We start from the raw sequence: 26,827 nt of genomic DNA on the forward strand, positions 1-26,827 counted from the left end.
GGGGACCTCTCCTCATGATCAGGTAATTGCACTGGAGCGAGGCATGTACTTCACCGACAAGGGGATCGAGGAGCTCGTCGAGCGGCGCGGCGAGGAGGAGGTCGGCATCACCTGGCTGGCCGAGCGGCTGCGCGAGTTCGTGGATCTCAATCCCGAGTTCGAGGTGCCCGTGGAGCGGCTGGCCACCTGGCTCGCGCGCCTGGACGACGACGAGGACTGAGAGCGCCGGGCCGAACGCGATACATCTTGACTTTCCACAGACGCGATATATCGTGTTTGTGGACGGCAGGACTTCGCGTGGAAGGGCTTGGCGATGCCCCAATGGACGATCGACTCCCCCGGGCAGCTCACGTTCGGCAAGGTGACCGCGCTGAACGTGCGGATCGTGGCCGGCCGGCTGGCCGTGCTGGCCAGTGACGGCCCGCCCACCCTGGAGGTGACGGAGGTGGAGGGGGCGCCGCTGCTGGTGACCCATGACGAGGCGGACGGCCGCCTGACGGTCACGTACAAGGACCTGACATGGGACGGCATCCTCGGGTGGTTACGCCCGGGCTCACGGCGGACCACCTTGACGCTCACCGTGCCGAGCAGCTGCCCGGTGCAGGCCGGAGTGGTCTCGGCCTCCGCCCTGGTGACCGGCATGGAGGGGACCACCGGCGTGAAGAGCGTCTCGGGGGAGATCGTCCTCGACGGCGTCAGCGGCGAGGTGCAGGCCGAGACGGTGTCGGGTTCGGTGGAGAGCCGGGGCATGGCCGGCGACCTGTCGTTCGGCAGCGTCTCCGGTGAGCTGACCGTCGCCGGGGGCAGGCCGCGGCGGCTGCGCGCGAACACGGTGTCCGGCCGGATCACCGCCGACCTGGAGCTCGCGCCCACCGGTCACGTCACGATGCACAGCGTGTCCGGTCCCGTCGTCGTACGGCTCCCGCGCTCCGTGGACGCCGACGTGACCGTCCGCTCGACCTCCGGCAGGGTCGAGTCGGCGTTTCCCGGGCTGGAGTCCACCGCGATGCCCGGCGTCCGTTCGCTCGGCGGCCGGTTGGGCGGCGGCATGGCCTCGCTCTCCGCGACCACCATGTCGGGCGACGTCACCCTGCTGAGCGGCCCCCCCACCGGCCGCCGGGAAGAGGAGGAGAAGGCATGAGCGAGCGAATCAGTAGGCACAGCGTCTGGCTCAGGCCACTCCGAGCCGAAGGCGAGGAGGTGGCATGAGTCCGGTCTTCGGGCATGGGCGGCTGCGGCTGTACCTGCTGAAGCTGCTGGAGGAGAGCCCGCGGCACGGATATGAGGTCATCCGGCTGCTGCAGGATCGCTTCCTCGGCGTCTACTCCCCTTCCCCCGGCACCATCTATCCCCGGCTGGCCCGCCTTGAGGACGAGGGCCTGGTCACCCATGAGGTCGTGGACGGCAAGAAGGTCTTCACGCTGACCGACAAGGGACGGGCCGAGCTGGCCGACCGGATGGACGAGCTGGCCGATCTGGAGCAGGAGATCACCGCCTCGGTCCAGGACATCGCCCGGGAGGTGAAGGAGGACGTGCGGCAGACGGTGCGGTCCCTGCGCGACGAGCTCACCCAGATGGCCCGGGACATCGGCGACGACGGCCGGGAGCTGGGCCGGACCCAGAAGGAGGAGTGGCAGCGGCACCGCGACCAGGCCAGGGAGGAGTGGCGCAGGCAGAAGGAGGAGTGGCGCCGCCACAAGCACGAATGGCAGGAGGAGCGCGACCGCTGGCAGCAGGAGTGGCGCCGCGTCTGGGAGGACACCTGGGGGTTCGGCGGGAGCCGGCACGAGGGCGCCCCCCGCACCGGCCCCGACCCCGCCCTCAGCCGGATGCTGGCGGACTTCGTCACCGACCTCCACCGTTCTCTCGCCGAGCCTCCCCCGGGGGCTTCCGGGGAGGGCACACCGCGCGAGGAGGCGCTGGCGGAGTGCCGGGCCGCTCTCGACGAGGCCGCGGAGCGGATCCGCCGCGCCATGCGCCCCTGACCGCTCCAACCGGGGTCAGGGTCGCGGTCAGGGCCGCCGTCAGAGTGTGAAGACCACCTTGCCGAAGACGTCGCCCCGGTGCACGGCCGCGAAGCCCTCCTCCGCCTCGGTGAGCGGAAGCACCCGGTCGATCACCGGCCGTACGCCCGTCTGCTCGAGGAAGACCGCGAGCCGCGCGAGCTGCTCGCGCGTTCCCATGGTCGACCCGATGATCGACTTCTGCAGGAAGTAGACCTGCACGAGTTGCGTCGCGGCGACCATCCCGCTCGTCGCGCCGCAGGTGACGATCCGGCCACCGGGGCGCAGGGAGTTGAGCGAGTGCTTCCAGGTGGCCTCGCCGACCGTCTCCATGACGGCGTCGACCCGCTCGGGCAGGCGGGCGTTCGTCTCGAAGACCTGGTCGGCGCCGAGGCCGAGGGCCCGCTCCCGCTTGTGCTCCGACCGGCTCGTCGCCCAGACCCGGTATCCGGCGGCCCGGCCGAGCACGATCAGCGCGGTCGCCACGCCGCCGCCGGCGCCCTGGACGAGGATGGTGGAGCCCGGCTCCAGCCCGGCCTTGTCGAACAGCATGCGGTAGGCCGTCAGCCAGGCCGTGGGCAGGCAGGCGGCCTCCTCGAAGGAGAGCGCGGCGGGCTTGGGCACCAGGTTGCGCCGGGGCACCACGACCTTCTCGGCGAACGTGCCGTCGTACTTCTCCGACAGCAGCGAGCGGGCCGGGTCGAGGGTCTCGTCGCCGTTCACCGGCGTGCCGATCACGGCGTGGACGACGACCTCCTCGCCGTCCTCGTCCACCCCCGCGGCGTCGCAGCCGAGGACGATCGGCAACCGGTCCTGGCTGATGCCCACCCCCCGGAGCGTCCACAGGTCGTGGTGGTTGAGCGAGGCGGCCCGGACCGTGACGGTGGTCCAGCCGTCCGGTACGGCGGGCTCAGGGTGCTCACCCAGCGTCAGGCCCTTCAGCGGGTCGTCCGGATCGGTCTGCGTGGCGGTGACGGCGAACATGCCAGCACACTACCGCGCGCGCCGGGTCTGTCCGTTTTGATAATCGAGGGCATTACCGGGACCAGAGCGCCGGAAATCAATCAAGACCGGTCAAGAATGGTTGTGAACCCTCCGTCCGGTAAGACGACGTACCCCGTCAAACCCCCTCTGAGCTGCGGAGACACGTACCATAACCAGCCGCTATCGATAACAGATAGGGCAATCTGCTGATTGTTCTGGTTATAAGCACGGCGGCCGGTCGGATCCGGTCGTTAATCTTCGGAGCGTTTTCCTGCTGAATGGGACGCACCCTCATCCGTCCCAGGGAAAGGAGCTTCATGATCCCCCGAGCACGACGCCTGACCATCCCCCTCACCGGCGCGCTCGTCGCGGCCGGCGTGGTCGGCGTGATCGGCGTCACCCAGCCGGCGGCCTCGGCGCAGACCGGCCCCGGCGACGTGACCGTCAAGGCGGCGCCCCAGACGCCCGCCCAGGCGGTCTCCTTCTGGTCGCCGCAACGGCTGCGGGCGGCCAAGGACTACAGCGAGGAACTCGGCAACTCCGTCAAGGGCTTCGGCAAGGTCAGCAAGACCACCCCGGACGGCAAGCCGGGCACGGTCCCGCCGATCGGCGCGGAGAAGACCAAGGCGGGCGTGTCCCGGCAGGTCAACCTGCCGAACACGGTCGGCCGGGTGTTCTTCACGCTGCCCGGCCAGAATCCGCTCGACCCCCGGAGCTGGAAGTACTGCTCCGGCACGTCCGTTCAGGGCAGGTACCGCAACGTGGTCGCCACCTCGGCACACTGCGTCTACGACCCGGTGTCGAACCAGTTCTACGACAACTGGATCTTCATTCCCTCCTACTGGGACGGCAACCAGGTGTGGGAGGGCAAGGCGCCGTACGGCATCTATCCCGCCAAGTGGTTCCAGGCGCACGACGACTTCGTGGTCAAGGAGGACTACGACTACGACTACGCGTTCGTGAACGTGTCGTCGGGCTTCCGGCTGACCCCGAAGAAGGTCGGCTCGGCCACGCAGTACACGACCACCCCGGCCGGCCGCCTGGGCGACAACGTGGGCGGCCAGGGCTTCACCTGGAACCGCAGCACGAAGGTCAAGGTGTTCTCGTTCGGCTATCCGGCGGGCCCGCACCCGGACGGCGACCGGCCGTTCACCGGGCAGACGATGAAGTGGTGCTACGGCCAGACGACTCCCATGCCGGCCGCGTTGAAGTACAACATCCAGGAGCACATCGGGTTCAAGTGCGGCATGACCGCCGGCGCGAGCGGCGGCCCGTGGCTCCTCGACTACAGGAGCAGAACGCGCAAGGGCTACCTGAACGGCATCAACAGCGTCGCCTGGGACAGCGACGGCAACGACCGGTACGACCGGATCTCCTCGCCGTACTTCAACAGCGAGACCTACGACGTCTACGCGGCGGCCGCCAACCGGTGGACGCAGTGACGCGGGCGGCCTGACCGCACGGCCATTCGGTCAGGCGCGCACGTCCAGGTGGACGGGGGCCCGGCGGGCGACCGCCGGGCCCTTCGCATGTCTCCGTTCGCATGTCTCCGTGCGTACCGCGCCGAAGGAGGCTTACGTCCCGCCTACGCCGGATGCGGTGGAATGCCGGAAGCGTCGGACGTCCGCATCAGAACTCGGCCAGCGCACCGGTGACCGACCGCATCTCGCAGTCGTTGCCGAAGGTGTGCCGGAGCTGGAAGTACTTCCCGTCCCAGATACCGCTGGCGGTGACCGTCACAGGTGAGTAGAGCATCGTGCAGGGTCCCGTGCCGGGCCGCTTCAGCACCGCCGGATCGAGGACCGCTCTTCTCAGCCGCGCGCACGCCTCGGCCGCGTGGGGATGCGAACCCCCCACCGGGGAGCAGTTCAGGAAGGCCGAGCGGGCCGGCGGATCCGCCTGCGCGCCGTTCGCCACGGTCAGGATCGCCACGCGTACGCGGGCGGCCGGGGACGGGGGAGCCTGTGCCCCGATTTTCAGTGACGGCGGCGCGGGCAGGCCCCTCACCTGGTCAGACGCCGACGCGTGGCCGGACGGGCCGGCGACCAGGGCCGCACCGGCCAGCAGGACAAGCAGTGTTCTCATTCGATCCCCCCGTTTCCGCTGGTGCCAGCGTTCCCGTGGGGGGGTCTCCGAGCAAGCGCACACTCCGCGCCACAAGGAAATCTGACGTACCACAGACCGCATCGGTTCCGCGGGTTTCATAACGAGCTGGGCAAGAAGGTGTGCCTGAACCGTGTGGATCTGGAAAAATCACCCCTTACTATCCATATCTCCCATCTGAGGGGTCCACGGTGACCAGGAAGCTCGCACTCGCCGGTGGCGTCGCCGCCGCCGCGGGCCTGGCCGCCGTGCTCTGGAGCCAGGGACCGGCGACACCCGCGACGGCCTCGCCCCAACTCGCCGCGGCCCCGGTCTCCGTCGTGAGCGGCCTCGGCAGGAGTGTGGCCGGCGACAGCGGGGTCAGCAGGGACGGCGTCAGCAGCTTCGCCCTCGCGCCGAAGCAGGCCGACAAGGAGCGGGTGGCGGCGTACTGGAGCCCTGATCGGCTCAAGCAGGCGAGCAGTTACGTGCCGAGCACCAAGCCGTCGCCGTCGGTGAAGAGCACCACCTCCGCGCTGGAGATGGTCCCCGGGGAAGCGAGCCGGGGCGCGACCCCGCCCCTGCGGGCGGCCGTGTCGGCCCCCGGCGACGCCCCGCCGATGGTGGGCAAGGTCTTCTTCAAGGTGGGCGACAAGCAGTACTGGTGCTCCGCCTCCGCGGTCCACTCGGCCCACCGCAACCTCGTCGCCACCGCCGGACACTGCGCGTACGCGCTGGCCCAGGACAAGCCGGTGGAGAACTGGATCTTCATCCCGTCCTACCACGACGGCGTGGCCCCCAAGGGGATCTTCGTCGGCCACACGCTCTACATGCACGAGGACTTCGCCGGGCAGGGCGACTTCGACCGCGACTACGCCTTCGTGACCGTGCACCGGGGCTTCACCTGGCAGCCGTACACGCAGCAGGGCAGGTTCCGGTATCGGGCGGTGGACGTCGGGCGCCTGGAGGACAAGGTCGGCGCCTTCCTGTTCACCTCCGCCAAGCCGCTCGCCCGGCGCGTCAGCGCCTTCGGCTATCCCGCGGGGGCCCACCCCGACGGCACCCGCCCGTACGACGGCCAGACGGTGCGGACCTGCTCCGGCACGACGGAGAAGAAGATCGTCAGCGCGCCGACCTGGCAACTGGAGCACGGAGTGCGCCTGCCCGGCTGCGCATTCACCGCAGGCGCGAGCGGCGGCCCCTGGGTCGTCGGCTACAACCCCGCCAAGCGGACCGGCCGCCTGACCGGGGTCACCAGCCTGACCTGGAACCTCAGCGGTGGCGGGCGTCTCGATGCGGTCTCCACGCCGTACTTCAACACGCTCACCCGGCGGGTGTACACACAGGCGGGCCGGCAGGGCACCGGCTGACTCCGGCCCCCGGGGATCGCGAATGTGATTTGGCTCACACCACGACGTGCCTGGTAGTCGCGCTGCGTACCGGTCTTTACACGCACCGCTCTCGATCAGACCTGCGCCGATGCCGACTTGTGATCGATCACTTGACAGTGCCTGTTGAAGATAACCGTCAAGTAACGGGCGATGTCACACGGAAAGCACCTAAAACAGGGGTTAAGAGCGCAGGTACTGTCTTTACTAGCCCTTTACACACGGGTGGGACGCATGAGGCGTCCCACACGACAGCACCTGGAGTTTCATGAACACCCGAGTCAGGCGCCTGATCCTCCCCATCGGAGGCATCGCCGCCGCCGGCCTCGTCGGGGCCACCCTGGCAGGGCCGGCTCAGGCCGCTCCCGACACGGCCTCGGACACCCTGGCCGCGAGCGGAGTCGCCGCGAAGAACATCGTCGCCTACTGGCTGACCGAGAAGGCCGCCAACCTGGTCAACGCCACCCCGTACGGGTACGAGACCCAGGTCCCCGCCAAGCACATCTCCAAGGGCGGGCCGTCCGCGGACAGCAAGCCGGGCACCGTCGCCCCCACCGGCGGCGGCACCAAGGCCAGCGGCGCTTCCAAGAACGTGAACCTGCCGCGTACCACCGGCAAGGTCTTCTTCGTCGGCGCCGACCACAGGCCGCACTGGTGCACCGCCACCTCGCTGCAGTCGAAGTACCACAACGTGGTCGCCACCGCCGGCCACTGCGTGTACGACACCGAGTCGAACAAGGCCACCATGAAGTACTGGGTCTTCGTGCCCGGTTACTACCAGGGCAAGGCTCCGTGGGGCATCTACGTCGGCAAGACGGCCTACACCCACTACGACTTCGACGTGTACGAGGACGGCGACCGCGACTACGCGTTCGTGACCGTCTACAACGGCATCAAGGCCGGCCGCGGCGGCGACCTGCGCAACGTCGCCGAGTGGAACTGGAAGCAGGTCGACAAGAAGGAGTACAACAAGTACGACCGCTTCATCCGCAGGGCCAAGGGCGGCAAGTACTACGTGGTGAAGTTCACCGACGCCGGTCGCCTGGGCGACAACGTCGGCGGCCAGGGCTTCGCCTACAACCAGAAGATCGGCAAGTACGTCTACGTGTTCGGCTACCCGAGCGGGTCGCACCCGGACGGCAACCACGCCTTCTCCGGCCAGACCCTCAAGTGGTCGTACGGCAAGACCTTCGCCGCCAAGGCCCCGGCCGTGAAGGCCGAGGAGCTCCAGGGCGTGAAGTCCTCCTTCACCGGTGAGGGCTCCTCGGGCTCCGCGTGGCTGCTCAACTACTCGAGCAGCCGTCGCCTGGGCTACCTGAACGGCGTCACCAGCGGTGTCTCCGACACCGACGGCAACGACCGGATCGACACCAGCGTCTCCCCGTACTTCGACGGCGAGACCTACGGCGTCTACAAGGCCGCCGCCAACGTCTGGTCCGGCTCCATCGCCTGATCCGCCTGATCGCCGCACGCGGCGACACCCCCACGGAAGGCCCGGCTGTCCTCAGCCGGGCCTTCCGGCGTACCGACGGAAATTCTGCGACGGGGACGTAAACCCAGGGACAGGGAAGCGCGACGCCGCCCGATGCGAAGACCCAGGTCAGGCGGCGTCGTTACATCCCGTTCCACTCATATGCTGTGATTTGCGTCACATCGTGACACGGCCGTCGACGTCACGCCCTTCCACAGGATTCGGTCAGAAAACTCCCAGGGAACTCCCAGGCTGCGGAAACGATCGGCGGGGCGGGTCGACAGGAAGGTTTTCACTCCGTCAGTCAGGTCACGCGAAGATCTCGGCACGCGGCGGGCCCCGAGGCCCGTCCTGTTCGCCTGTTTCGGTCCAAATCGGGGCTGTAAGGTCTGGCCATCCCTCTTCTGACGGATGGGACGCAAGAGGCGTCTCACGACAGACCAAGGAGTTCCCCATGAAGCGCACTCTGGCTTTCGGTGGCCTCGTCGCCACCGCCGGCCTCCTGGCCGCGGGCCTCGCCGCCCCGGCTCAGGCCACCCCGCAGGACGTCGCCAGCGACGCACTCGCCACCAACGGCATCGCGGCTTGGGCCACGGCCGCCTACTGGTGGAACAACGAGTACGCGAACCTGGTCAACGCGACGCCTTACAACGTCGAGACCAAGGTCGTCGCCAAGCACATCAGCAAGGGCGGTCCGGCTCCGGACAGCAAGCCCGGTGTGGTGCCGGCGATCGGCGACGAGAAGAAGTCGGCCGCGAAGTCGAAGAACGTGAACCTGCCCAAGACCACGGGCAAGGTCTTCTTCAACGGCGCCGACGGCAGGCCGCACTGGTGCTCCGCCACCTCCGTGCAGTCCGCCTACCACAACATGGTCGCGACCGCCGGACACTGTGTCTACGACACCGAGTCCAACGCGGCCACCCTGAAGAACTGGGTGTTCGTTCCGGGTTACTACCAGAGCAAGACCCCGTGGGGCATCTACGTCGGTAAGACCGCCTACACGCACTACGACTACGACGTGTACGAGGACGGCGACCGCGACTACGCGTTCGTCACCGTGTACAACGGCCTCAAGTTCAACCACGACGGGGTCATCCCGTTCACGCCGGCGAACCCGGGCTCGTGGAAGAAGGTTTCCTACGAGACCTACAGCAAGTTCCCGGTGTGGTTCCGTGGCTCGAAGTGGGTCTGCCACGTCGGCAACACCTACTACGTGTGGGCGTTCGAGGACGCGGGTCGCCTGGGCGACAACGTGGGTGGTCAGGGTCTGGCCTACAACCAGAAGATCGGCCAGCCGGTCTTCGTGTTCGGCTACCCCAGCGGCAAGCACCCCGACGGCAACCAGGCCTTCACCGGCAAGACCCTCAAGTGGACCTACGGCAAGACCTTCGCCGCGACCGCTCCGTCGGTCAAGGCCGAGGAACTGCAGGCCGTCAAGTCCTCCTTCACCGGTGAGGGCGCGCTCGGCTCGTCCTGGCTGCTGAAGTACAACAACGGCCGTCGTCTCGGCTACCTGAACGGCGTGACCATCGGCGTCTCCGACACCGACGGCAACGACCGTTACGACACCTCCGTCTCCCCGTACTTCGACGGCGAGACCTACGGCGTCTACAGCGCGGCCAAGAACAACTGGTCCGGCTCCATCGCGGTGCCGTGGGAGAACCCGCTGAACCACTGATCCCAGCGGTTCAGGCTTGACGAAGAGCCCGGCCTCCGGCCGGGCTCTTTCGTTTTCTCCCAATACGCCACGACGGCCGCATTCTCTGCCCGGGAGAGGTAAACCAAGAGAGAGCCTCGCGCGACGTGGCCGGAAACGTGCCTTTCTCCGTCCGCGGTGTCGCGCCACCATTCGGCCACCCTAGGTGAGGCCCGGGCGCGTTAGACGGATCAGCCGCCCGACCAGTGCCATCACAGCGGTGTGATTCGCGTCACAGCCATTCCTGACGCCCCGGCACAAGGATTTCCACGATCGCCGGTGAAGACCCGGAAAGGAAGATTCTCTAGCTGCGGCAATGGCCCGCCCGGAACGATCCATCCCCCCTGGTGACGACATCACGAATTGGTCACAAGCGGGCGGAGTCGGATTAGACGTCAAAAGCTGCCATACGTCCACAAGATCTGCGCTGTATGGTTCTGCCTATCCCTTTACTGACGCATGGGACGCATGAGGCGTTCCACGACAGAGCAAGGAGTTCCTGTGAAGCGCACTCTCGCCTTCGGTGGCCTCGTCGCCACCGCCGGGCTCCTGGCCGCGGGGCTTGCCGCCCCGGCCCAGGCCGGCAGTGACGTCGCCAGCGCCCCGCTGGCCGCCACCGGCATCCAGGCCAAGAACATCGCCGCCTTCTGGCTGGCGGAGAACGCGGCCAACCTGATCAACGCCACGCCGTACAACGTCGAGACCAAGGTCGTCGCCAAGCACATCTCCAAGGGTGGCCCGGCGGCCGACAGCAAGCCCGGCGTCGTTCCGGCGATCGGCGACGAGAAGAAGACCGCCGCCAAGTCGAAGAACGTGAACCTCCCCAAGACCACCGGCAAGGTGTTCTTCGCGGACGGGTTCAAGTGGGTCCACGGTCGGGGCAACCACTGGTACCCGCAGGCCGTGAACCCGCACTGGTGCACGGCGACCTCGATCCAGTCGGCGTACCGCAACCTGGTCGCCACCGCTGGCCACTGCGTCTACGACACGGTGTCCAACAAGGCGACGCTGAACTACTGGGTCTTCATCCCGGGTTACTACCAGGGCAAGACCCCGTGGGGCGTGTACGTGGGCAAGACGGCCTACACGCACTACGACTACGACGTGTACGAGGACGGCGACCGCGACTACGCGTTCGTCACCGTGTACAACGGCATCAAGTTCCCGCACGACGGCTTCGCCGGCATCTGGCAGCTGATCAAGGACCGCAAGTGGGACGAGCTGAAGTCGTACGCCGGCTTCCAGGAGGTGGACTTCAACACCTTCAAGGCGTACCACGACGAGGACGCTCTGCCCCACTACGCCGCCAACGGCAAGTTCTACGTGTGGAAGTTCGCTGACGCCGGTCGCCTCGGCGACAACGTGGGTGGTCAGGGTCTGGCCTACAACCAGAAGATCGGCCAGCCGGTCTTCGTGTTCGGCTACCCGAGCGGCAAGCACCCCGACGGCAACCAGGCCTTCACCGGCAAGACCCTCAAGTGGACCTACGGCAAGACCTTCGCCGCGACCGCTCCGTCGGTCAAGGCCGAGGAGCTGCAGGGCGTGAAGTCCTCCTTCACCGGTGAGGGCTCGCTGGGTTCGGCGTGGCTGCTCAAGTACAACAACGGCCGTCGTCTCGGCTACCTGAACGGCGTGACCATCGGCGTCTCCGACACCGACGGCAACGACCGTTACGACACCTCCGTCTCCCCGTACTTCGACGGCGAGACCTACGGCGTCTACAGCGCGGCCAAGAACAACTGGTCCGGCTCGATCGCCTAACTCTCCTCGAGAGCGCAAGCGGTCACCCGTCAGGGGTCCAAACCCTGACACGGTCCACCCGAAGGGCCCGGCTTCCGAGCCGGGCCCTTTCGGCGTCTCCGGGCCCTTTCGGCGTCTCCGGGCGCCGGAGGCGGCGATCCGGGCGCCCGGAGACGGGGATCGGGGCGGGCTTAGACGGTTCGGCCGCCGATTCCGCTCCCTCCGGTCACTGTGATTTGGCTCACACTCATGAGAGCTGCACCCTCCCGGCGCCTCCTCACAGCGAGGATTCAGCCTTCCGCTCCACCTGCGCACTCGGCCCTGTTTCGGCTACCCCAAACCGGAGCCGAATCCGATAACGGAACGGTAACGCGCCGACGGCTCCTCTCCGAGGCGCCGCGAACGCTTTCTGTCGTGAAGATCTGCCCGGTATGTTCCTTGGCGATCCCTTTACTGACGCATGGGACGCATGAGGCGTCTCACGACAGAGCAAGGAGCACACCCTCAATGAAGCGCACTCTGGCTTTCGGTGGCCTCGTCGCCACCGCCGGCCTCCTCGCCGCCGGTCTCGCCGCCCCCGCCCAGGCGGCCGGCCGGACCTGGGCCAACGACAACCTGGCCTCCACGAACTCGGCCGCCCTCCAGGTCATCAAGTACTGGCGGGGCGAGCGGGCGTCGAACTTCGAGAACGCCACGCCGTACGCCGTCGAGACCAAGGTCGCCGCCAAGCACGTCTCCAAGGGCGGGCCGTCCGCGGACAGCAAGCCCGGCGTCGTGCCGGCCATCGGTGACGAGAAGAAGTCGAGCAGCACCTCGAAGAACGTGAACCTGCCCAAGACCACGGGCAAGGTGTTCTTCCGCGGCGCCGACGGCAGGCCGCACTGGTGCTCGGCCACCTCCGTGCAGTCGACCTACCACAACCTGGTCGCGACCGCGGGTCACTGCGTGTACGACACCGTGTCCAACAAGGCCACGATGGACTACTGGGTGTTCGTCCCGGGTTACTACCAGGGCAAGACCCCGTGGGGCATCTACGTCGGCAAGACGGCCTACACCCACTACGACTACGACGTGTACGAGGACGGCGACCGCGACTACGCGTTCGTCACCGTGTACAACGGCGTGCTCCCGTCGTGGGAGAAGCGCCGGCTCGTCATCAAGGACGTCGGCCGTCTCGGCGACAACGTGGGCGGGCAGGGCCTGGCCTACAACCAGAAGATCGGCAGCTCGGTCTACGTCTTCGGTTACCCGAGCGGGTCGCACCCGGACGGCAACCACGCCTTCTCCGGCAAGACCCTCAAGTGGTCGTACGGCAAGACCTTCGCCGCGACCGCTGCGGCCATCAAGGCCGAGGAGCTCCAGGGCGTGAAGTCCTCCTTCACCGGTGAGGGCTCGCTCGGCTCGGCGTGGCTGCTGCAGTACAAGAGCGCCCGTCGTCTCGGCTACCTGAACGGCGTGACCATCGGCGTCTCCGACACCGACGGCAACGACCGGTACGACACCTCCGTCTCCCCGTACTTCGACGGCGAGACCTACGGCGTCTACAACGCGGCCAAGAACAACTGGTCCGGCAAGATCACCGCGCAGTAGTCCTCACGCGAGTCCCACTCGCGCGGACGACCGCACGACCGCGGGCCGGTGGTGAACCCACCGGCCCGCACCTGTACCACCCTCGTCCGGCCGGCGGAGAACCCCTCGGCGGCGAGCGAACAGGTTCCATCCCACCCGGAGCCCCGGCCGTACTACGCCGGGGCTCGGGGCGTTCAAGGGGCCCCTTAGACGCGCCACGGGCCGATCCGGTGGCATTCGTTTCATGTGATTCGCATCACACCGCCGTTTTTGTGGACCGAAACAAACGCCCCAGGCGTCCCTTGCTCCCCACACTCGCACTTGACCGACTATCTGGGCAAATGTCTGCCTAGGTCGTAAAAAAGCACTCCTTGGCGTGAAGATTACGGATTGATCTCGCCGCTCCGGCGGCCTGAGACGGCACGGGAACCGCTACCGCATCTCAAGATCGTCCCTGTATGGTCCAGCCATCCCTTCACTGACGGATGGGGCGCATGAGGCGTCTCACGCCAGACCAAGGAGTTTCCCCATGAAGCGCACTCTTGCTTTCGGTGGCCTCGTGGCCACCGCCGGCCTGCTCGCCGCCGGTCTCGTCACCCCCGCCCAGGCGGCCGGCGACGTCGCCAGTGACCCGCTGGCGTCGACCGGCATCCAGGCCAAGAACATCGCCGCCTTCTGGCTGGCGGAGAACGCGGCCAACCTGATCGCCGCCACGCCGTACAACGTCGAGACCAAGGTCGCCGCCAAGCACCTCTCCAAGGGTGGCCCCGCGGCCGACAGCAAGCCCGGCATCGTCCCGGCGATCGGCGACGAGAAGAAGACCGCCGCCAAGTCGAAGAATGTGAACCTCCCCAAGACCACCGGCAAGGTGTTCTTCGCGGACGGGTTCAAGAACGTCGGCACGCGGCAGCACCCCAAGGTCGTCGCGGTCAACCCGCACTGGTGCACCGCGACCTCGGTGCAGTCGTCGTACCACAACCTGGTCGCCACGGCCGGTCACTGCGTCTACGACACGGTGTCCAACAAGGCGACGCTGAACTACTGGGTCTTCATCCCGGGTTACTACCAGGGCAAGACCCCGTGGGGCGTGTACGTCGGCAAGACGGCCTACACCCACTACGACTACGACGTCTACGAGGACGGCGACCGCGACTACGCGTTCGTCACCGTCTACAACGGCCTCAAGGTCAACGGTGGCACGGCGGACCGCTCGGCCCCCGTGAACCGCACCGAGGTTCCGAAGGCGACCTGGGACGCCTACGCCAAGAACTTCCCGTTCCTGCTGGCGGGGACCGAGGGCGGCAAGTACTACGTCTGGAAGTTCGTCGACGCGGGTCGCCTCGGCGACAACGTGGGTGGTCAGGGTCTGGCCTACAACCAGAAGATCGGCCAGCCGGTCTTCGTGTTCGGCTACCCGAGCGGCTCGCACCCGGACGGCAACCACGCCTTCTCCGGCAACACCCTCAAGTGGAGCTACGGCAAGACCTTCCCCGCGACCGCTCCGGCGATCAAGGCGGAGGAGCTGCAGGGCGTCAAGTCCTCCTTCACCGGTGAGGGCTCGCTCGGCTCGGCGTGGCTGCTCAAGTACAACAACGGCCGTCGTCTCGGCTACCTGAACGGCGTGACCATCGGCGTCTCCGACACCGACGGCAACGACCGTTACGACACCTCCGTCTCCCCGTACTTCGACGGCGAGACCTACGGCGTCTACAGCGCGGCCAAGAACAACTGGTCCGGCTCGATCGCCTGAGTGCGTACGCGCTCTGACCGATCCGCTTGACACACAGATTGACGAACAGGGCCCGGCTCCGGCTGGGCCCTGTTCCTTTTTTCGCGGTTGTTTCCGACGTGAGGCCTATGCGCTGTATGTTCCTTCGCATCGCGTCGACGAGTGCCGCGCGGGAAACGTTCCACGGCAAGGAGATCGGGTGAAGCGCATCCTCGCCCCGCTGTCAGGGGCGGTGGCGACGTCCGCGTTGCTCGCCGCGGTCGTTCCCGCACCCGCGCGGGCCTACGACATCACGGTGACGAGCCCGCTGGTTCCCCAGACGGAGGTCTCCTCCGCACTCGCCTACTGGCTCGGGCAGGGCGCGCGTGCGCTCACCGTCGCGACGCCCTATCTCCTGCCTGCGACGATCGCCGCCACCCGCGCACCGCGCGGCGACGCGGAGCCCGGCGGCGACCGGGGCGTGGTGCCCGCCGTCGCCGGGGCCAGGCGGGTGCCCGGCACCACACGGAACGTCAACCTGCCGAGAACCGCGGGCAGGGTCTTCTTCGTCGGCGCCGACCACCGCCCGCACTGGTGCGCGGGCACCTCGGTCCAGGCCGACCACCGCAACCTCGTCGCGACCGCCGGCCACTGCGTGTACGAGCCCGCACGGCGAGGCTCGGGGGCGGCCCGGACCTACCGCTACTGGGTCTTCGTGCCCGGTTTCGCCCGGGGCTCGGCCCCCCTCGGTATCTATCCCGGAAAGCAGGCCTTCGCCCACCAGGACTTCACCCGCTACGGCGACCTCGACCGCGACTACGCCTTCGTCGGCGTCCACGACGGCGTGCTGCCCCGGCGGGTCGCGCTTTCCGGCGCCGCGCGGTACGCCGCGTTCACCGGTCCGAAGTACCGGACGCGTACGGGTTACACCGGCGTGCTGCTCACCCGCGCGGGCCGCCTCGGCGACAAGGTGGGCGAGCAGGGCCTGGCCTACAACCTCCCGGTCGGCGGATCCCTCGCCGTCTTCGGCTATCCCGTCGGGCGCGCCGCCGGCGCCGCCCCCACCGGCTTGAGCCGATCGTACGGAAGACCGTTTCGCGTCTGGGACCTGACCCAAAAGGCGGACGAACTGGTGGCCGTACGCGCGCCCTTCGTGTCCGCCGGCGGATCGCCGTGGCTGGCCGCCTACCGGGGCGGGCGCGGGCTCGGCTACCTCAACGGCCTGACCATCGGCACGTCCGGCCAGTCCATCGCCCTTTCGCCCTATTTCGACGGCGAGTTGTTCCACGTGTACGACGCCGCCCGGCACGAGCGCGTCACTTCTCCCGCCTGACGGCGTTTCGACCGGTGACCCGCCGCGAAACATACCGCACACAAAACGGGCTTAATTCCGGACACGTCTTCTTATCTACGACTTATGGCAACAAGCTCCTGTGCTGTAAGTTCCTTGACATCCCTTTACTGACGCATGGGGCGTAAGTGACGTCCCACGTACAGCGCGAGGAGCGACCCCCCTATGAAGAAGCACGTGCTTCTCCCGATCGGCGCGATCGCCGCCGCGGGACTCGCGGCAACGGCCCTGACCGCTCCGGCCCAGGCCGGCCGGGTCCTGTCCAGCGCCAAGCTGGCCGGCCCCGCCCAGGCCGGCCCGACCGTCAAGTTCTGGCTCGACGGAGGCGGCTCGAAGCTCAAGGCGGCCGACCCGTACGGCATGGAGCACAACACGGTTCCCAAGCACGTTTCCAAGGGAGCCCCCGCCGCCGACGGCAAGCCGGGCATCGTGCCCGCGATCGGCGACGAGAAGAAGACCACCGCGAAGTCCAAGAACGTCAACCTGCCGAAGACCGTCGGCCGGGTCTTCTTCTCCATCGGCAGTGGTCTCTACTCCTGCTCCGCCTCCTCGGTGCAGTCCGCGTACCACAACCTCGTGGCCACGGCCGGGCACTGCGTCTACGACATCGAGAGCAACCACCAGGTCGTCGACAACTGGGTGTTCATCCCGGGTTACTACGACGGCAAGGCTCCGTGGGGCGTGTACGTCGGCAAGCAGGCGTTCACGCACTACGACTTCGACGTGTACGAGGACGCCGACCGGGACTACTCGTTCGTCACCGTCTACAGCGGCATCGGCTGGGACTACCAGAAGAACGTGTACAAGGACCTCGGCCCGCTTGGCAACAACGTCGGCGGCCAGGGCCTCGCCTACAACCAGAAGGTCGGCGCGCCGGTCTTCGTGTTCGGCTACCCCGCGGCGCCGCACGGAGACGGCAACTACGTCTGGACCGGCGAGAAGCTCAAGTGGTGCTACGGCAAGCCGTACTTCCCGGTCAAGGAGGCCTCGGTCAAGGCCGAGGAGCAGGTGGGCCTCAAGTGCTCGATGACCGGCGGCTCGTCCGGCGGCCCCTGGATCCTCAAGTACAGCAGCGCCCGCCGTCTCGGCTACATCAACGGTGTGACCAGCCTCGGCGGGGACACCGACGACAACGGCCGTAGCGACATGATCAGCTCTCCGTACTTCGACGGCGAGACCTACGGCGTCTACAAGGCGGCCTACTCGCTGTGGTCCGGCTCGCTGGTCCGCAAGGACGGCACGCTCGGCATCACCGAGGCCAAGTCCGAGTGACGCCCGCCTCCGGTGGGGTCCGGTCCCTCGCGGCCGGCCCCACCGTGGGCACCCGTCCGGTCAGGGCGCGGCGGCGTCACACGCCGACCGCCGCCCTGCCCGCACGCCGGCCGCGCTCCAGCAGCGCGGCCACCCGCGCATCCGCGGCGTACGGCGCCAGTCGCCGGCGCAGGTCCGCGACGTAGGTCCGGGTGCGGGCCGACTGGATGCCCTCGGCCACGTCGAGCGCCGAGGACGCGACCTGGCACGCCTCCTCCAGTTCGCCCTCCTGGATCAGGGCCGAGGCGAGCAGCGCGAGGTTGAACATCCTCCCCCGCACATACCGCCCATCCATCACCAGCGACCGCCTGGCCTGCCGTACGGCTCCTCCGCCGTCGCCGAGGTCGCGCAGGCAGTGGGCCGACTTCGCGGCCAGGTAGGCCTCGTCGAAGTAGCCGATCCAGCGGGGCTCGCTCTGCGGAGAGCGCCGGTCGAAGGCGATCTCGGCCTCGTGCAGCGCGTTCCCGCACCCCGCCCGGTCCCCCAGCAGCGCGAGGGCGTGCGCCTCCAGCACACGCGTCTCGGCGAGCAGGGTGAGGACCCCCGAGCGCCGGGCCGCCTCGACCCCCGCCCTGGCCAGTTCCAGCCCGTGCCGGGCGTGCCCGATGTAGACGGCCTGGTGGCTCATCCCGGCCAGGATCTCGCCGCTCAGCGCATGGTCGCCCGCGCCCCGCGCCAGGCCGAGCGCCTGGATGAGGTAGCGCTGGGCGAGCCCGTGCTGTTCGAGGTCGTAGGCCATCCACCCGGCGAGCCGGGTGAGCTCGGCCGCCGCGGTCGCGAGCGACCGCCCGGTGACCTCGCCGTACGCGCCCTCGCGCAGCAGCGGCGTCACGGCGGTGTGCAGGTAGCGCACGACCGGCCCGCGCACGCTGCCGCCGCCGAACCGGTTGTCCAGTTCCCCGAAGGATCGGGTGACCTCCCGGATCGCGGCCACGTCCGAGGCCCCGACCCGGCGCGGCCCGGTCGCGGCGAGCCGCGTCGCGTCCGGTGCCGCCAGCCAGTGAGCGAGTCCCGCCGAGCCCGCTCCCAGGGCGAAGGTGGAGTCGAGCAGGAACCTGCGCCGCTCGACGTCGGCCCTCCACAGTGCTGTCACGCTTGCCACACCCTCCTCCCACGAATGGGGGAACCGCTGTCCCACGCCGAGGCCGCCGAGCCGTCGGGTCAGGCCCTTGATGCGGTCGAGGTCACGTCGCATCGCTCTTCCAACCGGGACAGGCATCAGCCGATGAGGTTACGGAGAGCTCTCTTTATAGCACCTACCGTGACGAGGTAAAGGGATTCCCAAGTGCCCGGTGGAGAAAAAAGGGCCGGACGCCACGGCGTCCGGCCCTTCGGCCCCAGGCGGGGCGTGGCGTCACTTGCGCGCGACGCCGTCCTCGCGGGCCTGACGCGCGACGGCGGCGATCACCGCGGGGGCGACCCGGGCGTCGAACGGCGAGGGGATCACGTAGTTCTCCGACAGGTCGTCCCCGACCACGGCCGCGAGGGCCTCGGCCGCCGCCACCTTCATGTTCTCGGTGATGGTCCTGGCGCGGACGTCGAGAGCGCCCCGGAAGACCCCCGGGAAGGCCAGCACGTTGTTGATCTGGTTGGGGTGGTCGGACCGGCCGGTGGCGACCACGCGGGCGTACCGCGCCGCCACCGAGGGCTCGACCTCGGGGGTGGGGTTGGACAGCGCGAACACGATCGCGTCCCGCGCCATCCCGGCGACGGCCCGCTCGGAGATGGTGGAGCCGGAGAGCCCGACGAACACGTCGGCGCCTGCGAGGGCCCCCTCGGTCGAGCCGGTCAGGCCCGCCTTGTTGGTGTCCCTGGCCAGTGCCCACTTGACCTGGTTCAGGTCGTCGCGGCCGGTGTGGATGATGCCCTTGGAGTCGGCGACCGCGATGTCGCCGATCCCGGCGTTCAGCAGGATGCGCGAGACGGCGACGCCGGAGGCGCCCGCGCCGGCGACGACGGCGCGCAGGTCGCCGAGCGACCGCCCGGTGAGGCGGGCCGCGTTGCGCAGCGCGGCGAGGACCACGATCGCGGTGCCGTGCTGGTCGTCGTGGAAGACGGGGATGTCGAGAAGCGCCCGCAGGCGGTCCTCCACCTCGAAGCAGCGGGGGGCGCTGATGTCCTCCAGGTTGACGCCGCCGAACGAGGGCGCGAGCCGGACCACGGTCTCGACGATCGCGTCCACGTCCGTGCAGTCGATGCAGACGGGCACCGCGTCGACCCCGGCGAACTGCTTGAACAGCAGGGCCTTGCCCTCCATCACGGGCATCGCGGCGGCCGGCCCGATGTCGCCGAGCCCCAGCACCGCGGTGCCGTCGGAAACCACGGCCACGACGTTGGAGACCCAGGTGTAGTCGTTGACCAGGTCGGGGTTGTCGGCGATGGCGGTGCAGACGCGGGCGACACCCGGGGTGTACGCGAGCGACAGGTCCCCGGCGTCGCGGACCGGGACGGTGGAGCGGACCTCCAGCTTGCCACCGCGGTGCAGCGCGAAAGCGGGATCCAGATCGAGAGAAGTCAAGGAATCAGGCGTAACGGTCACAGCGACCCCAGTGTCGAAAGGACGAGTTCCTTCGGTAGACGCCGACAAGAGAACGAGAGCCCAGGCTTCGGTAGCCGCCGGAGGCCGTCGTCGTTGACGGTCGTCTCTTGAGGGGGTACGGGGGTCACCCGTCTCCTGATTGTGCCACACGAACCACCGCCCGCCCCCGTCCCGGCGACCCCAGATCGTTGCCCCTATGGGTGTTCCCCCAGGCCACGAGGCGTGTAATACTCGGCTTTGCCAGTGATCTCTTACGTACATGGGCGCCCCAGTGGACTTGACGTCTTACGCCGAGCTGGCCGTTCAGCTGGTCAACATGGGCGACGAGCTCAAAAACCCCTTCTCCCTGCGGTCGCTGCTGGAGGAGACGGGCCGTACGGAGGCGGCCTCCCGCCTCACCCGCCGGGACATCGACGCGCTCTGGGAGCTGCGTGAGGAGCTCGCGGGGGTGTTCGAGGCCGCGTCGGGAGGAGACGACGTCGACGTGGTCGACCGGCTCAACGGCCTGCTGGTCCGGCATCCCGTGCATCCGCAGATCTCCGGCCACGACGGCCAGCCCTGGCACCTGCACCTGACCGAGGGCGGCCGGGTCGCCGACGCCCTGGCGGTCGGGTCGGTCATGGGCCTCGCCAGCGTGGTCACCCGTCTCGGCGTCGACCGGCTCGGCCTCTGCCAGGCGTCGCCGTGCCGCAACGTCTACATCGACACCTCCTCCAACCGGTCGCGCCGCTACTGCTCGGAGCGGTGCGCCAGCCGGGCCAACGTGGCCGCGTACCGGGCCCGCAAGCGCGGCGCCTGATCCGGTGGGCCGGCACACCCCTCAGCCGGGCGGCGCGGGGAAGCGCAGCGCGGGCCGGGGCCAGTAGCGCAGCACGACCCTGCCCAGGACGTCGTCCTCGGGCACCGCGCCGAAGTCCCAGCTGTCGCGGCGCCCGGGGGCCGACTGGTTGTCGCTCTCCAGCCACCAGCCGTCGCCGGTCAGCCGGAAGGCCCGCTTGACGATCAGCCCGTGCGGCCGCCTGGCGACCACCACGTCACCCGGCCGCACGGCGGCGCCGAGCCGTACCAGCAGCCAGTCCCCGGGTCGCAGCGCGGGCCGCATCGAGTCTCCGGAGACACATACGGCGGTGAGCACATCCCCCTCCGCGTGGCGTTTTCGAGACGAGTAAGGTCGGTTCTGGAACGGTGCTGTCATCAGCATTCCTAAGGAAGGATTCCGATGCTCGCACGACTGCTGCGACCCCGGCACGAGGCGTCCGCTCACTGCGACCTGCCGTGCGGGGTCTACGACCCGGCGCAGGCCCGTATCGAGGCCGAGTCGGTGAAGGCGATCATTAAGAAGTACGCCGACAACGACGACCCGGTCTTCCGGACCCGCGCGCTGCTCATCAAGGAACAGCGGGCCGAGCTGGTCAAGCATCACCTCTGGGTGCTGTGGACCGACTACTTCAAGCCCCCGCACCTTGAGCAGTACCCCCAGCTCCACCAGCTCTTCTGGGACGCGACGAAGCTCGCGGGCGCGGCCGGTGCCAAGGGCACCGTCGACCCCGGGCTGGCGGACGACCTCCTGGCGAAGATCGAGGAGATTTCCAAGATCTTCTGGGAGACCAAGGCCGCCTGATCGGGCGGACCGAGGCCCCGCACGGCCATGCCGCGCGGGGCCGGGTCGCCCGGAAAGCGGCCCAGGAAAGCGGCTCAGAGCACGCGACAAGGGCATGTACGCCAGGCGCGACCAAACTCCATAGAAGCTTCGTATTCGGTACTACGGAATTTACGAGGAGTTACCTCCAAGGAACGCCATAATCGGCGCGTCTGGCCGGGGCAGCACCGTCCAAGTGGCGGTAAGTTGCAGTCAGCGGGCAGTGAGCCGGCTCGAAGGGGCGAGGAGGAACGTGACCGAGGAAACCGAGACGCCTGCGGTGGATCTGACCGGGATTCGCGATGCTGTGAGTGTCCGGCTGCCCGCCGTGAGCGCCTATCTGTCCGTGCTGCGCACGGCCACCGCCGGGCTCGCCGCACGGCTCGACTTCACCCTCGACCAGATCGAGGACCTGCGCATCGCGGTGGACGAGGCGTGCGCCATGCTGCTGCGCCACGCCGTACCCGGAACGGACCTCCTCGCGGAGTTCGAACTCACCGGACCGGAGATGACGGTGCGCGTCGAGGTGAACACCCTCGGCGTGAGCTCGCCCAACCGGGAGGACTTCGCCTGGATGGTGCTGACCGCACTGGCCGACGACGTGGACGCCATCTCCGACCACGCCGACCATCTGGCGATCATGCTGCGTAAGCGCCGGAGCGCGGCGAGGCCGTCGTGACGGAAAGGACGAGTGCGATGGCCTCCGGCGACTCGGCGGCGGTGCCGGACCGCGTACGCGCGCGCACGCTCTTCGCCGAGCTCTCGGAGCTGCCGCCGGACGACCCGAGGCGCCAGCGTATCCGCGACGAGCTGGTCGAGCTTCACCTGCCGCTCGTGGAGTACCTCGCCCGCCGTTTCCGGAACAGGGGCGAGTGGCTCGACGACCTGACGCAGGTCGCCACGATCGGTCTCATCAAGTCGATCGACCGCTTCGACCTCGGGCGCGGCGTGGAGTTCTCCACGTACGCCACCCCGACCATCGTCGGGGAGATCAAGCGGCACTTCCGCGACAAGGGCTGGGCGGTCCGCGTGCCGCGCCGGCTGCAGGAGCTCAAGCTCTCGCTCACCAAGGCGATAAGCGAGCTGTCCCAGCGTGAGAGCCGGGCGCCCACGGTCGCCGAGCTCGCCGTCCACCTGGGGATGACCGAGGAAGAGGTCCTGGAGGGCCTGGAGTCGGCCAACGCCTACTCCACCGTGTCGCTCGACGCGCCCGACTCGGGCGACGACGACGCTCCCGCGGTCTCCGACTCGCTCGGCATCGTGGACGAGTCGCTGGAGGGCGTGGAGTACCGCGAGTCGCTCAAGCCACTGCTGGAGCGCCTGCCGCCGCGGGAGAAGAGAATCCTCCTGCTGCGCTTCTTCGGCAACATGACGCAGTCCCAGATCGCCACCGAGCTGGGCATCTCGCAGATGCACGTGTCCCGGCTGCTCGCCCGGACCCTGGCCCAGCTCCGCGAGGGCCTGACCGCCGAGGACTGACGCCCCGGACGATCAGGGGAACCGATCACAGGAACGACTGGGACGCCGCACTCCCCCCGGCGGCGCTCGGTCACCCAGATCGGCCCACTGGGATCGGGCCCATCCGGATCAGGCCCACCGGGATCAGGAGCCGTCCTCGCCCATCAGCGCGTGGGTCGACGCCGGGGCGAGCAACGCGACCAGGGCCACGACGGCGGCGACGACGAGCGGCACGCCGAAGCCGTACTGCGCCGACTGGATCAGCGTGATCGCGACGGGCAGCGCGAAGATCTGGGTGACGACCGCCGGTCCCCTGCTCCAGCGCAGCACGTGCCACAGGCCCCAGGCGACCCAGATCAGGGCGGCCCCGCCGAGCACGCCGAACCCGGCCACCGCGAGGCCGGTCACCAGGTCGGTGGGCTTGCCGATCAAGGTCTCGACGCCGACGTAGCCGCCCATGACGACGGCGAGCAGGCCCTCGGCGGCCAGGACGGCGGCGGCCACGGCGAGCGTGGCGGGACGGCCGGCGGAACTGCTGATCACAACGCCCAACCCTACCCGCAGGGATGGTCGCCCTCCCCGGAGAGGCGTCACCCGGCGGAAGCGGTAAACGGTTCGTTAACCTTCAGGCATGCGGGCTCTCCTCCTCGTGAATCCCAAGGCCACCTCGACGCACCGGCGCACGCGGGACGTGCTGATCCGGGCGCTCGGCGCCGCCGTGGACCTGTCGGTCGAGGAGACCGCGTACCGCGGCCACGCGACCGCGCTCGCCGCGACGGCGCGGGCCAAGGGATTCGACGCGGTGGCGGTGCTCGGCGGCGACGGAACGATCAACGAGACCGTCAACGGGCTGCTCCAGGCGCATCCGGGCGGGCACGCGACCGAACGGCCGGCCCTCATCGTCATCCCCGGGGGCAGCGCCAACGTCTTCGCCCGCGCCCTCGGGCTGCCCAACAACCCGGTCGAGGCGACCGGAGCCGTCCTGGAGGCGCTGCGCGAGGACCGGCGCCGTGTCATCGGTCTGGGACAGGCGATTTGGCACGACGAGGTTTCGGGTCCCGATCCGGGGGCAGGAGCGGGCCCTGACCAACAAAGGTCCCGATATTTCACATTTTGTGCAGGACTGGGATACGACGCGGAGGTCATCCGGGCCGTGGAGGGTCTGCGGAGCGCGGGACACCGCGCGCTGCCCGCCCTCTACGTGAGCACGGCGGTGCGGCACTTCTTCGTGACCGACCGGCGGCGTCCGGCGATCCGGCTGGCGCGTCCCGGCCTGCCGACAGAGGATGGGATTTTCATGGCGATCGTGTCGAACACGGCGCCGTGGACGTACGCCGGCGCACGTCCGATCAACCCGACACCGTGGGCCGGCTTCGAGACAGGGCTCGATCTTCTCGGGCTCCGCAGGTTGAATTCACCCGCCGTGCTCTCCTTGGTCCGACAGATCATCGGAGAACACCGGGGATTGCCGCGCGGTAAACACCTCATTCAGACGCATGACGAAGAGGAGTTCACCCTCCTCGCCTCCCGGCCGGTAGCCTTCCAGCTCGACGGCGACTACCTGGGAGAACACGAGTGGGTGATCTTTCGCGCTATCCCGGACGCGTTACAAGTCCTCGTCTAACCTGTTACATGTAGTCATAGTGTGACGCATCCGACAGCCACGACGGGCAAAACCTTGTCCCAAACCTCTTGTGTGGTGTTGGTACGGCTGAAAAGCTGAATCACGACGTCGGAACGTAGGACCTTTACGGAGACCACAGCCTCCGCAAGGGCCCCCGGCGATCGCGTGGACGCTTCCCGGCCCCTAACCCTGGATCCGGGTAAACGTCCGGCCTAGTTAGTGAAAGAGTTCACAAAGTTGACGGCCAGCGGAGCCACGAAGGCTCCATCTGACGAAGGAGTGGAACGCATGGACTGGCGCCACCGCGCTGCCTGCCGTGACGTGGACCCCGAACTGTTCTTCCCGATCGGGAACACCGGTCCCGCGCTCATGCAGATCGACGAGGCCAAGCAGGTGTGCCGGCGATGCACGGTCGCCGACTCCTGCCTGAAGTGGGCCCTGGAGTCCGGCCAGGACGCCGGAGTCTGGGGCGGACTGAGCGAGGACGAGCGCCGCGCGCTCAAGCGCCGCACGGCTCGTGCCCGCGCCCGCGCCGCCGTCTGACCCCCGGCCGTCCGGCCGCCGTACGCGACCGTCCTCGGTGAATGCCCTCGCGGCGTTCACCGGACGGCGGCGCACCCTCGTCGCGGTCAGCACGTCGTTCGCTGCAGGCGAGTCACGCTCCATCTGAGTCACGTGGGTCGCATCACGTCGATCGCAGCATGTCGGTCGTCGCGGTCGTCATTGCGGTCGGTCATCGCGTCCACTATGGCATCCCCCACACCGCCACGGCGAAGCGGGGTGCCCCTCACGCGCGCCTCAGGCGGGCTGCACCGGGATGCTGATGCTCACCTCGGTCCCCCCGCCGTCCCTCCCGGCCACGCCCAGGCGGCCCGACAGTTCGCCGACGACCAGCGTGCGGACGATCTGGAGCCCGAGGCTTCCGGTCGCCTCCAGGTCGAAGTCCGCGGGCAGGCCCCTGCCGTCGTCGGCCACCACCACCTCCAGCCGGTCGGCGTCCCGCCTGACGACGACCTGCACGTTCCCTGAGGAATGCGCGAAGCCGTGCTCGACCGCGTTCTGGAGCAGCTCCGTCAGCACCATCGCGATCGGGGTCGCGACCGCCGCGGGAAGCACGCCGAAGCCGCCCGTCCGCTTGATCGCCACGTGCGCGACCGACACCTCCGCCGTCATCGCGATGACCCGGTCGGCGATGTCGTCGAACTCCACCATCTCCTCCGGCATCTGCGCGAGGATCTCGTGGACGATCGCGATCGAGCCGACCCGCCGCACGGCCTCGTTCAGGGCCTCCTGCCCCTCCGGGTTGTTCAGGCGGCGCGCCTGGAGCCGCAGCAACGCCGCCACGGTCTGCAGGTTGTTCTTCACCCGGTGATGGATCTCCCGGATCGTCGCGTCCTTGGTCAGCAGCTCGCGCTCACGCCGCCGCAGCTCGGTCACGTCGCGGATCAGCACCAGCGCGCCGATGCGGCCGCCCCCGACGATCAGCGGGATCGCCCGTAGCTGCACGACCGTGCCGCCGTTCTCCACCTCGGTCTCCCGGGGCGCCCGGCCGCTGGCGACGAGCATCAGATCCTCGTTGATCGGCTCGTCGGAGTAACACAGGTCGGCGGTCGTCTTCCCGAGGTCCGCGCCCACGAGGTCGGCGTGCAGGCCGAGACGGCGGTACGCCGACAGGGCGTTCGGCGAGGCGTAGGTGACCCGGCCGGCCTTGTCCAGCCGGAGCAGGCCGTCGCCCACGCGGGGCGACCTGACCAGGAGCGGCTCCTCCTCCGTGAACGGGAACCTGCCCTCCGCCACCATCTGCGCGAGGTCGGAGGCGCTCTGCAGGTACGTCAGCTCCAGGCGGGAGGGGGTGCGCGCCGACGACAGGTTGGTGGACCGCTGGATCACCCCGATGATCGGGCCCTCCCTGCCCCGCCGTACGGGGATGGTCTCCTCACGCACCGGCACGCCGCTCGACCAGTCGGGGTCGCCCTCCCGGCAGATGCGGCGCTCGGCCCACGCCACGTCGATCAGCGGCCGCTCTCCCGCCGCCACGGACATCCCCACCACGTCGTCGTGGTAGACGGTGGGACCGGTCGTGGGACGCATCTGGGCCACCGCCAGCCACCTCGTGCCGCCCTGGTCGGGAACCCAGAGGATCAGATCGGCGAACGACAGGTCGGCGAGCAGCTGCCAGTCCGAGACCAGTGAGTGAATCCAGTCGAGGTCGGCGGATTCGAGTGCGGTGTGACGAGACACCAGGTCGCTGAGAGTCGGCACGT

The 26,827-nt window shown here is 68.7% G+C and carries 25 protein-coding genes; 18 read left to right on the forward strand and 7 right to left on the reverse strand.

What is annotated here, in order from left to right:
- The first annotated feature begins 43 nt into the window (after positions 1-43).
- The 3 genes from HHX40_RS33365 to HHX40_RS33375 all read left to right on the forward strand — a co-directional run bounded on the left by HHX40_RS33365 (position 44) and on the right by HHX40_RS33375 (position 1,985).
- Positions 44-220: a DUF6104 family protein gene (locus HHX40_RS33365; protein ID WP_165900678.1), complete on the forward strand. Its 177-nt coding sequence runs from the start codon at positions 44-46 to the stop codon at positions 218-220.
- A 93-nt stretch (positions 221-313) separates the two neighbouring features.
- Positions 314-1,141 carry a DUF4097 family beta strand repeat-containing protein gene (locus HHX40_RS33370; RefSeq protein ID WP_138463212.1) on the forward strand — a complete coding sequence of 276 codons (828 nt, stop codon included), beginning with the start codon at positions 314-316 and terminating at the stop codon, positions 1,139-1,141.
- A gap of 64 nt (positions 1,142-1,205) precedes the next feature.
- On the forward strand, positions 1,206-1,985 hold the full coding sequence (locus HHX40_RS33375; protein ID WP_182883765.1) for a PadR family transcriptional regulator: 780 nt from the start codon (positions 1,206-1,208) through the stop codon (positions 1,983-1,985).
- Positions 1,986-2,024: 39 nt separating this feature from the next.
- On the opposite strand, the gene HHX40_RS33380 is transcribed toward HHX40_RS33375, so the two are convergent.
- On the reverse strand, positions 2,025-2,987 hold the full coding sequence (locus tag HHX40_RS33380) for a zinc-binding dehydrogenase (RefSeq protein ID WP_182877736.1): 963 nt from the start codon (positions 2,985-2,987) through the stop codon (positions 2,025-2,027).
- A 317-nt stretch (positions 2,988-3,304) separates the two neighbouring features.
- On the opposite strand from HHX40_RS33380, the gene HHX40_RS33385 reads away from it, so the two are divergent.
- A complete protein-coding gene (locus tag HHX40_RS33385) occupies positions 3,305-4,429 on the forward strand; it encodes a trypsin-like serine peptidase (protein WP_182883766.1) in 1,125 nt (374 codons plus the stop codon).
- Positions 4,430-4,616: 187 nt separating this feature from the next.
- Here the strand turns inward: HHX40_RS33385 and HHX40_RS33390 are convergent, their stop codons facing one another.
- On the reverse strand, positions 4,617-5,072 hold the full coding sequence (locus tag HHX40_RS33390) for an SSI family serine proteinase inhibitor (RefSeq protein ID WP_165900679.1): 456 nt from the start codon (positions 5,070-5,072) through the stop codon (positions 4,617-4,619).
- A gap of 209 nt (positions 5,073-5,281) precedes the next feature.
- Here HHX40_RS33390 and HHX40_RS38035 point away from each other — a divergent pair, with 209 nt between their 5' ends.
- From HHX40_RS38035 to HHX40_RS33430, 8 genes are all read left to right on the forward strand, one after another.
- Positions 5,282-6,439 (forward strand): trypsin-like serine peptidase, encoded by a 1,158-nt coding sequence (locus HHX40_RS38035; RefSeq protein WP_182883767.1) that lies wholly within the window; start codon positions 5,282-5,284, stop codon positions 6,437-6,439.
- A 286-nt stretch (positions 6,440-6,725) separates the two neighbouring features.
- On the forward strand, positions 6,726-7,910 hold the full coding sequence (locus HHX40_RS33400; RefSeq protein ID WP_182883768.1) for a trypsin-like serine peptidase: 1,185 nt from the start codon (positions 6,726-6,728) through the stop codon (positions 7,908-7,910).
- A gap of 472 nt (positions 7,911-8,382) precedes the next feature.
- A complete protein-coding gene (locus HHX40_RS33405; RefSeq protein ID WP_182883769.1) occupies positions 8,383-9,606 on the forward strand; it encodes a trypsin-like serine peptidase in 1,224 nt (407 codons plus the stop codon).
- A gap of 519 nt (positions 9,607-10,125) precedes the next feature.
- Positions 10,126-11,385 (forward strand): trypsin-like serine peptidase, encoded by a 1,260-nt coding sequence (locus HHX40_RS33410; protein WP_111700794.1) that lies wholly within the window; start codon positions 10,126-10,128, stop codon positions 11,383-11,385.
- 486 nt (positions 11,386-11,871) lie between these two features.
- Positions 11,872-12,954 carry a trypsin-like serine peptidase gene (locus HHX40_RS33415; RefSeq protein ID WP_182883770.1) on the forward strand — a complete coding sequence of 361 codons (1,083 nt, stop codon included), beginning with the start codon at positions 11,872-11,874 and terminating at the stop codon, positions 12,952-12,954.
- Between the two features lie 508 nt (positions 12,955-13,462).
- Entirely contained in the window at positions 13,463-14,683 is a 1,221-nt protein-coding gene (locus tag HHX40_RS33420) for a trypsin-like serine peptidase (protein WP_182883771.1), read from the forward strand.
- 178 nt (positions 14,684-14,861) lie between these two features.
- Complete coding sequence (locus HHX40_RS33425) at positions 14,862-15,974, forward strand: trypsin-like serine peptidase (protein ID WP_182883772.1); 1,113 nt, start codon at positions 14,862-14,864, stop codon at positions 15,972-15,974.
- Between the two features lie 183 nt (positions 15,975-16,157).
- The gene (locus tag HHX40_RS33430; protein WP_182883773.1) at positions 16,158-17,264 is read left to right on the forward strand and encodes a trypsin-like serine peptidase; all 1,107 of its coding nucleotides are present in this window, start codon (positions 16,158-16,160) and stop codon (positions 17,262-17,264) included.
- Positions 17,265-17,340: 76 nt separating this feature from the next.
- Here the strand turns inward: HHX40_RS33430 and HHX40_RS33435 are convergent, their stop codons facing one another.
- A complete protein-coding gene (locus HHX40_RS33435) occupies positions 17,341-18,498 on the reverse strand; it encodes a hypothetical protein (protein WP_182883774.1) in 1,158 nt (385 codons plus the stop codon).
- Between the two features lie 159 nt (positions 18,499-18,657).
- Positions 18,658-19,821 (reverse strand): NAD(P)-dependent malic enzyme, encoded by a 1,164-nt coding sequence (locus tag HHX40_RS33440; protein ID WP_244302494.1) that lies wholly within the window; start codon positions 19,819-19,821, stop codon positions 18,658-18,660.
- Positions 19,822-20,113: 292 nt separating this feature from the next.
- Here HHX40_RS33440 and HHX40_RS33445 point away from each other — a divergent pair, with 292 nt between their 5' ends.
- Positions 20,114-20,641, forward strand: coding sequence for a CGNR zinc finger domain-containing protein (locus tag HHX40_RS33445; RefSeq protein WP_244302492.1), 528 nt, complete (start codon positions 20,114-20,116; stop codon positions 20,639-20,641).
- Between the two features lie 21 nt (positions 20,642-20,662).
- Here the strand turns inward: HHX40_RS33445 and HHX40_RS33450 are convergent, their stop codons facing one another.
- Positions 20,663-20,977 carry a S24 family peptidase gene (locus HHX40_RS33450; protein WP_244302491.1) on the reverse strand — a complete coding sequence of 105 codons (315 nt, stop codon included), beginning with the start codon at positions 20,975-20,977 and terminating at the stop codon, positions 20,663-20,665.
- Between the two features lie 84 nt (positions 20,978-21,061).
- Between HHX40_RS33450 and sodN the strand changes: the two genes are divergently transcribed.
- From sodN to HHX40_RS33465, 3 genes are all read left to right on the forward strand, one after another.
- Positions 21,062-21,463, forward strand: a complete 402-nt coding sequence (gene sodN / locus HHX40_RS33455) for a superoxide dismutase, Ni (RefSeq protein WP_111700802.1) — start codon at positions 21,062-21,064, stop codon at positions 21,461-21,463.
- 271 nt (positions 21,464-21,734) lie between these two features.
- Complete coding sequence (locus tag HHX40_RS33460; protein WP_111700803.1) at positions 21,735-22,160, forward strand: anti-sigma factor; 426 nt, start codon at positions 21,735-21,737, stop codon at positions 22,158-22,160.
- Positions 22,161-22,177: 17 nt separating this feature from the next.
- Complete coding sequence (locus tag HHX40_RS33465) at positions 22,178-22,960, forward strand: RNA polymerase sigma factor SigF (RefSeq protein ID WP_220499890.1); 783 nt, start codon at positions 22,178-22,180, stop codon at positions 22,958-22,960.
- Between the two features lie 123 nt (positions 22,961-23,083).
- On the opposite strand, the gene HHX40_RS33470 is transcribed toward HHX40_RS33465, so the two are convergent.
- Positions 23,084-23,482 (reverse strand): hypothetical protein, encoded by a 399-nt coding sequence (locus HHX40_RS33470; RefSeq protein WP_310738392.1) that lies wholly within the window; start codon positions 23,480-23,482, stop codon positions 23,084-23,086.
- A gap of 88 nt (positions 23,483-23,570) precedes the next feature.
- Between HHX40_RS33470 and HHX40_RS33475 the strand changes: the two genes are divergently transcribed.
- Both HHX40_RS33475 and HHX40_RS33480 read left to right on the forward strand, forming a co-directional pair.
- Positions 23,571-24,563: a diacylglycerol/lipid kinase family protein gene (locus HHX40_RS33475; RefSeq protein WP_111700804.1), complete on the forward strand. Its 993-nt coding sequence runs from the start codon at positions 23,571-23,573 to the stop codon at positions 24,561-24,563.
- Positions 24,564-24,851: 288 nt separating this feature from the next.
- Entirely contained in the window at positions 24,852-25,106 is a 255-nt protein-coding gene (locus HHX40_RS33480; RefSeq protein WP_111700805.1) for a WhiB family transcriptional regulator, read from the forward strand.
- Positions 25,107-25,361: 255 nt separating this feature from the next.
- Here the strand turns inward: HHX40_RS33480 and HHX40_RS33485 are convergent, their stop codons facing one another.
- A complete protein-coding gene (locus tag HHX40_RS33485; RefSeq protein WP_111700806.1) occupies positions 25,362-26,825 on the reverse strand; it encodes a PAS domain-containing sensor histidine kinase in 1,464 nt (487 codons plus the stop codon).
- Positions 26,826-26,827 lie beyond the last annotated feature (2 nt).

The sequence above is a fragment of the Microbispora sp. H10949 genome (assembly GCF_014161435.1).
In the GTDB taxonomy this organism is placed as follows: Bacteria; Actinomycetota; Actinomycetes; order Streptosporangiales; family Streptosporangiaceae; genus Microbispora; species Microbispora triticiradicis.

What these genes read in the sequence shown, in the direction of transcription:
- HHX40_RS33365 (WP_165900678.1), top strand. Translation starts at nt 44, where the DNA reads ATGTACTTCACCGACAAGGGGATCGAGGAGCTCGTCGAGCGGCGCGGC.
- HHX40_RS33370 (WP_138463212.1), top strand. Translation starts at nt 314, where the DNA reads ATGCCCCAATGGACGATCGACTCCCCCGGGCAGCTCACGTTCGGCAAG.
- HHX40_RS33375 (WP_182883765.1), top strand. Translation starts at nt 1,206, where the DNA reads ATGAGTCCGGTCTTCGGGCATGGGCGGCTGCGGCTGTACCTGCTGAAG.
- HHX40_RS33380 (WP_182877736.1), bottom strand. Translation starts at nt 2,987, where the DNA reads ATGTTCGCCGTCACCGCCACGCAGACCGATCCGGACGACCCGCTGAAG.
- HHX40_RS33385 (WP_182883766.1), top strand. Translation starts at nt 3,305, where the DNA reads ATGATCCCCCGAGCACGACGCCTGACCATCCCCCTCACCGGCGCGCTC.
- HHX40_RS33390 (WP_165900679.1), bottom strand. Translation starts at nt 5,072, where the DNA reads ATGAGAACACTGCTTGTCCTGCTGGCCGGTGCGGCCCTGGTCGCCGGC.
- HHX40_RS33400 (WP_182883768.1), top strand. Translation starts at nt 6,726, where the DNA reads ATGAACACCCGAGTCAGGCGCCTGATCCTCCCCATCGGAGGCATCGCC.
- HHX40_RS33405 (WP_182883769.1), top strand. Translation starts at nt 8,383, where the DNA reads ATGAAGCGCACTCTGGCTTTCGGTGGCCTCGTCGCCACCGCCGGCCTC.
- HHX40_RS33415 (WP_182883770.1), top strand. Translation starts at nt 11,872, where the DNA reads ATGAAGCGCACTCTGGCTTTCGGTGGCCTCGTCGCCACCGCCGGCCTC.
- HHX40_RS33420 (WP_182883771.1), top strand. Translation starts at nt 13,463, where the DNA reads ATGAAGCGCACTCTTGCTTTCGGTGGCCTCGTGGCCACCGCCGGCCTG.
- HHX40_RS33430 (WP_182883773.1), top strand. Translation starts at nt 16,158, where the DNA reads ATGAAGAAGCACGTGCTTCTCCCGATCGGCGCGATCGCCGCCGCGGGA.
- HHX40_RS33435 (WP_182883774.1), bottom strand. Translation starts at nt 18,498, where the DNA reads ATGCGACGTGACCTCGACCGCATCAAGGGCCTGACCCGACGGCTCGGC.
- sodN (WP_111700802.1), top strand. Translation starts at nt 21,062, where the DNA reads ATGCTCGCACGACTGCTGCGACCCCGGCACGAGGCGTCCGCTCACTGC.
- HHX40_RS33465 (WP_220499890.1), top strand. Translation starts at nt 22,178, where the DNA reads ATGGCCTCCGGCGACTCGGCGGCGGTGCCGGACCGCGTACGCGCGCGC.
- HHX40_RS33475 (WP_111700804.1), top strand. Translation starts at nt 23,571, where the DNA reads ATGCGGGCTCTCCTCCTCGTGAATCCCAAGGCCACCTCGACGCACCGG.
- HHX40_RS33480 (WP_111700805.1), top strand. Translation starts at nt 24,852, where the DNA reads ATGGACTGGCGCCACCGCGCTGCCTGCCGTGACGTGGACCCCGAACTG.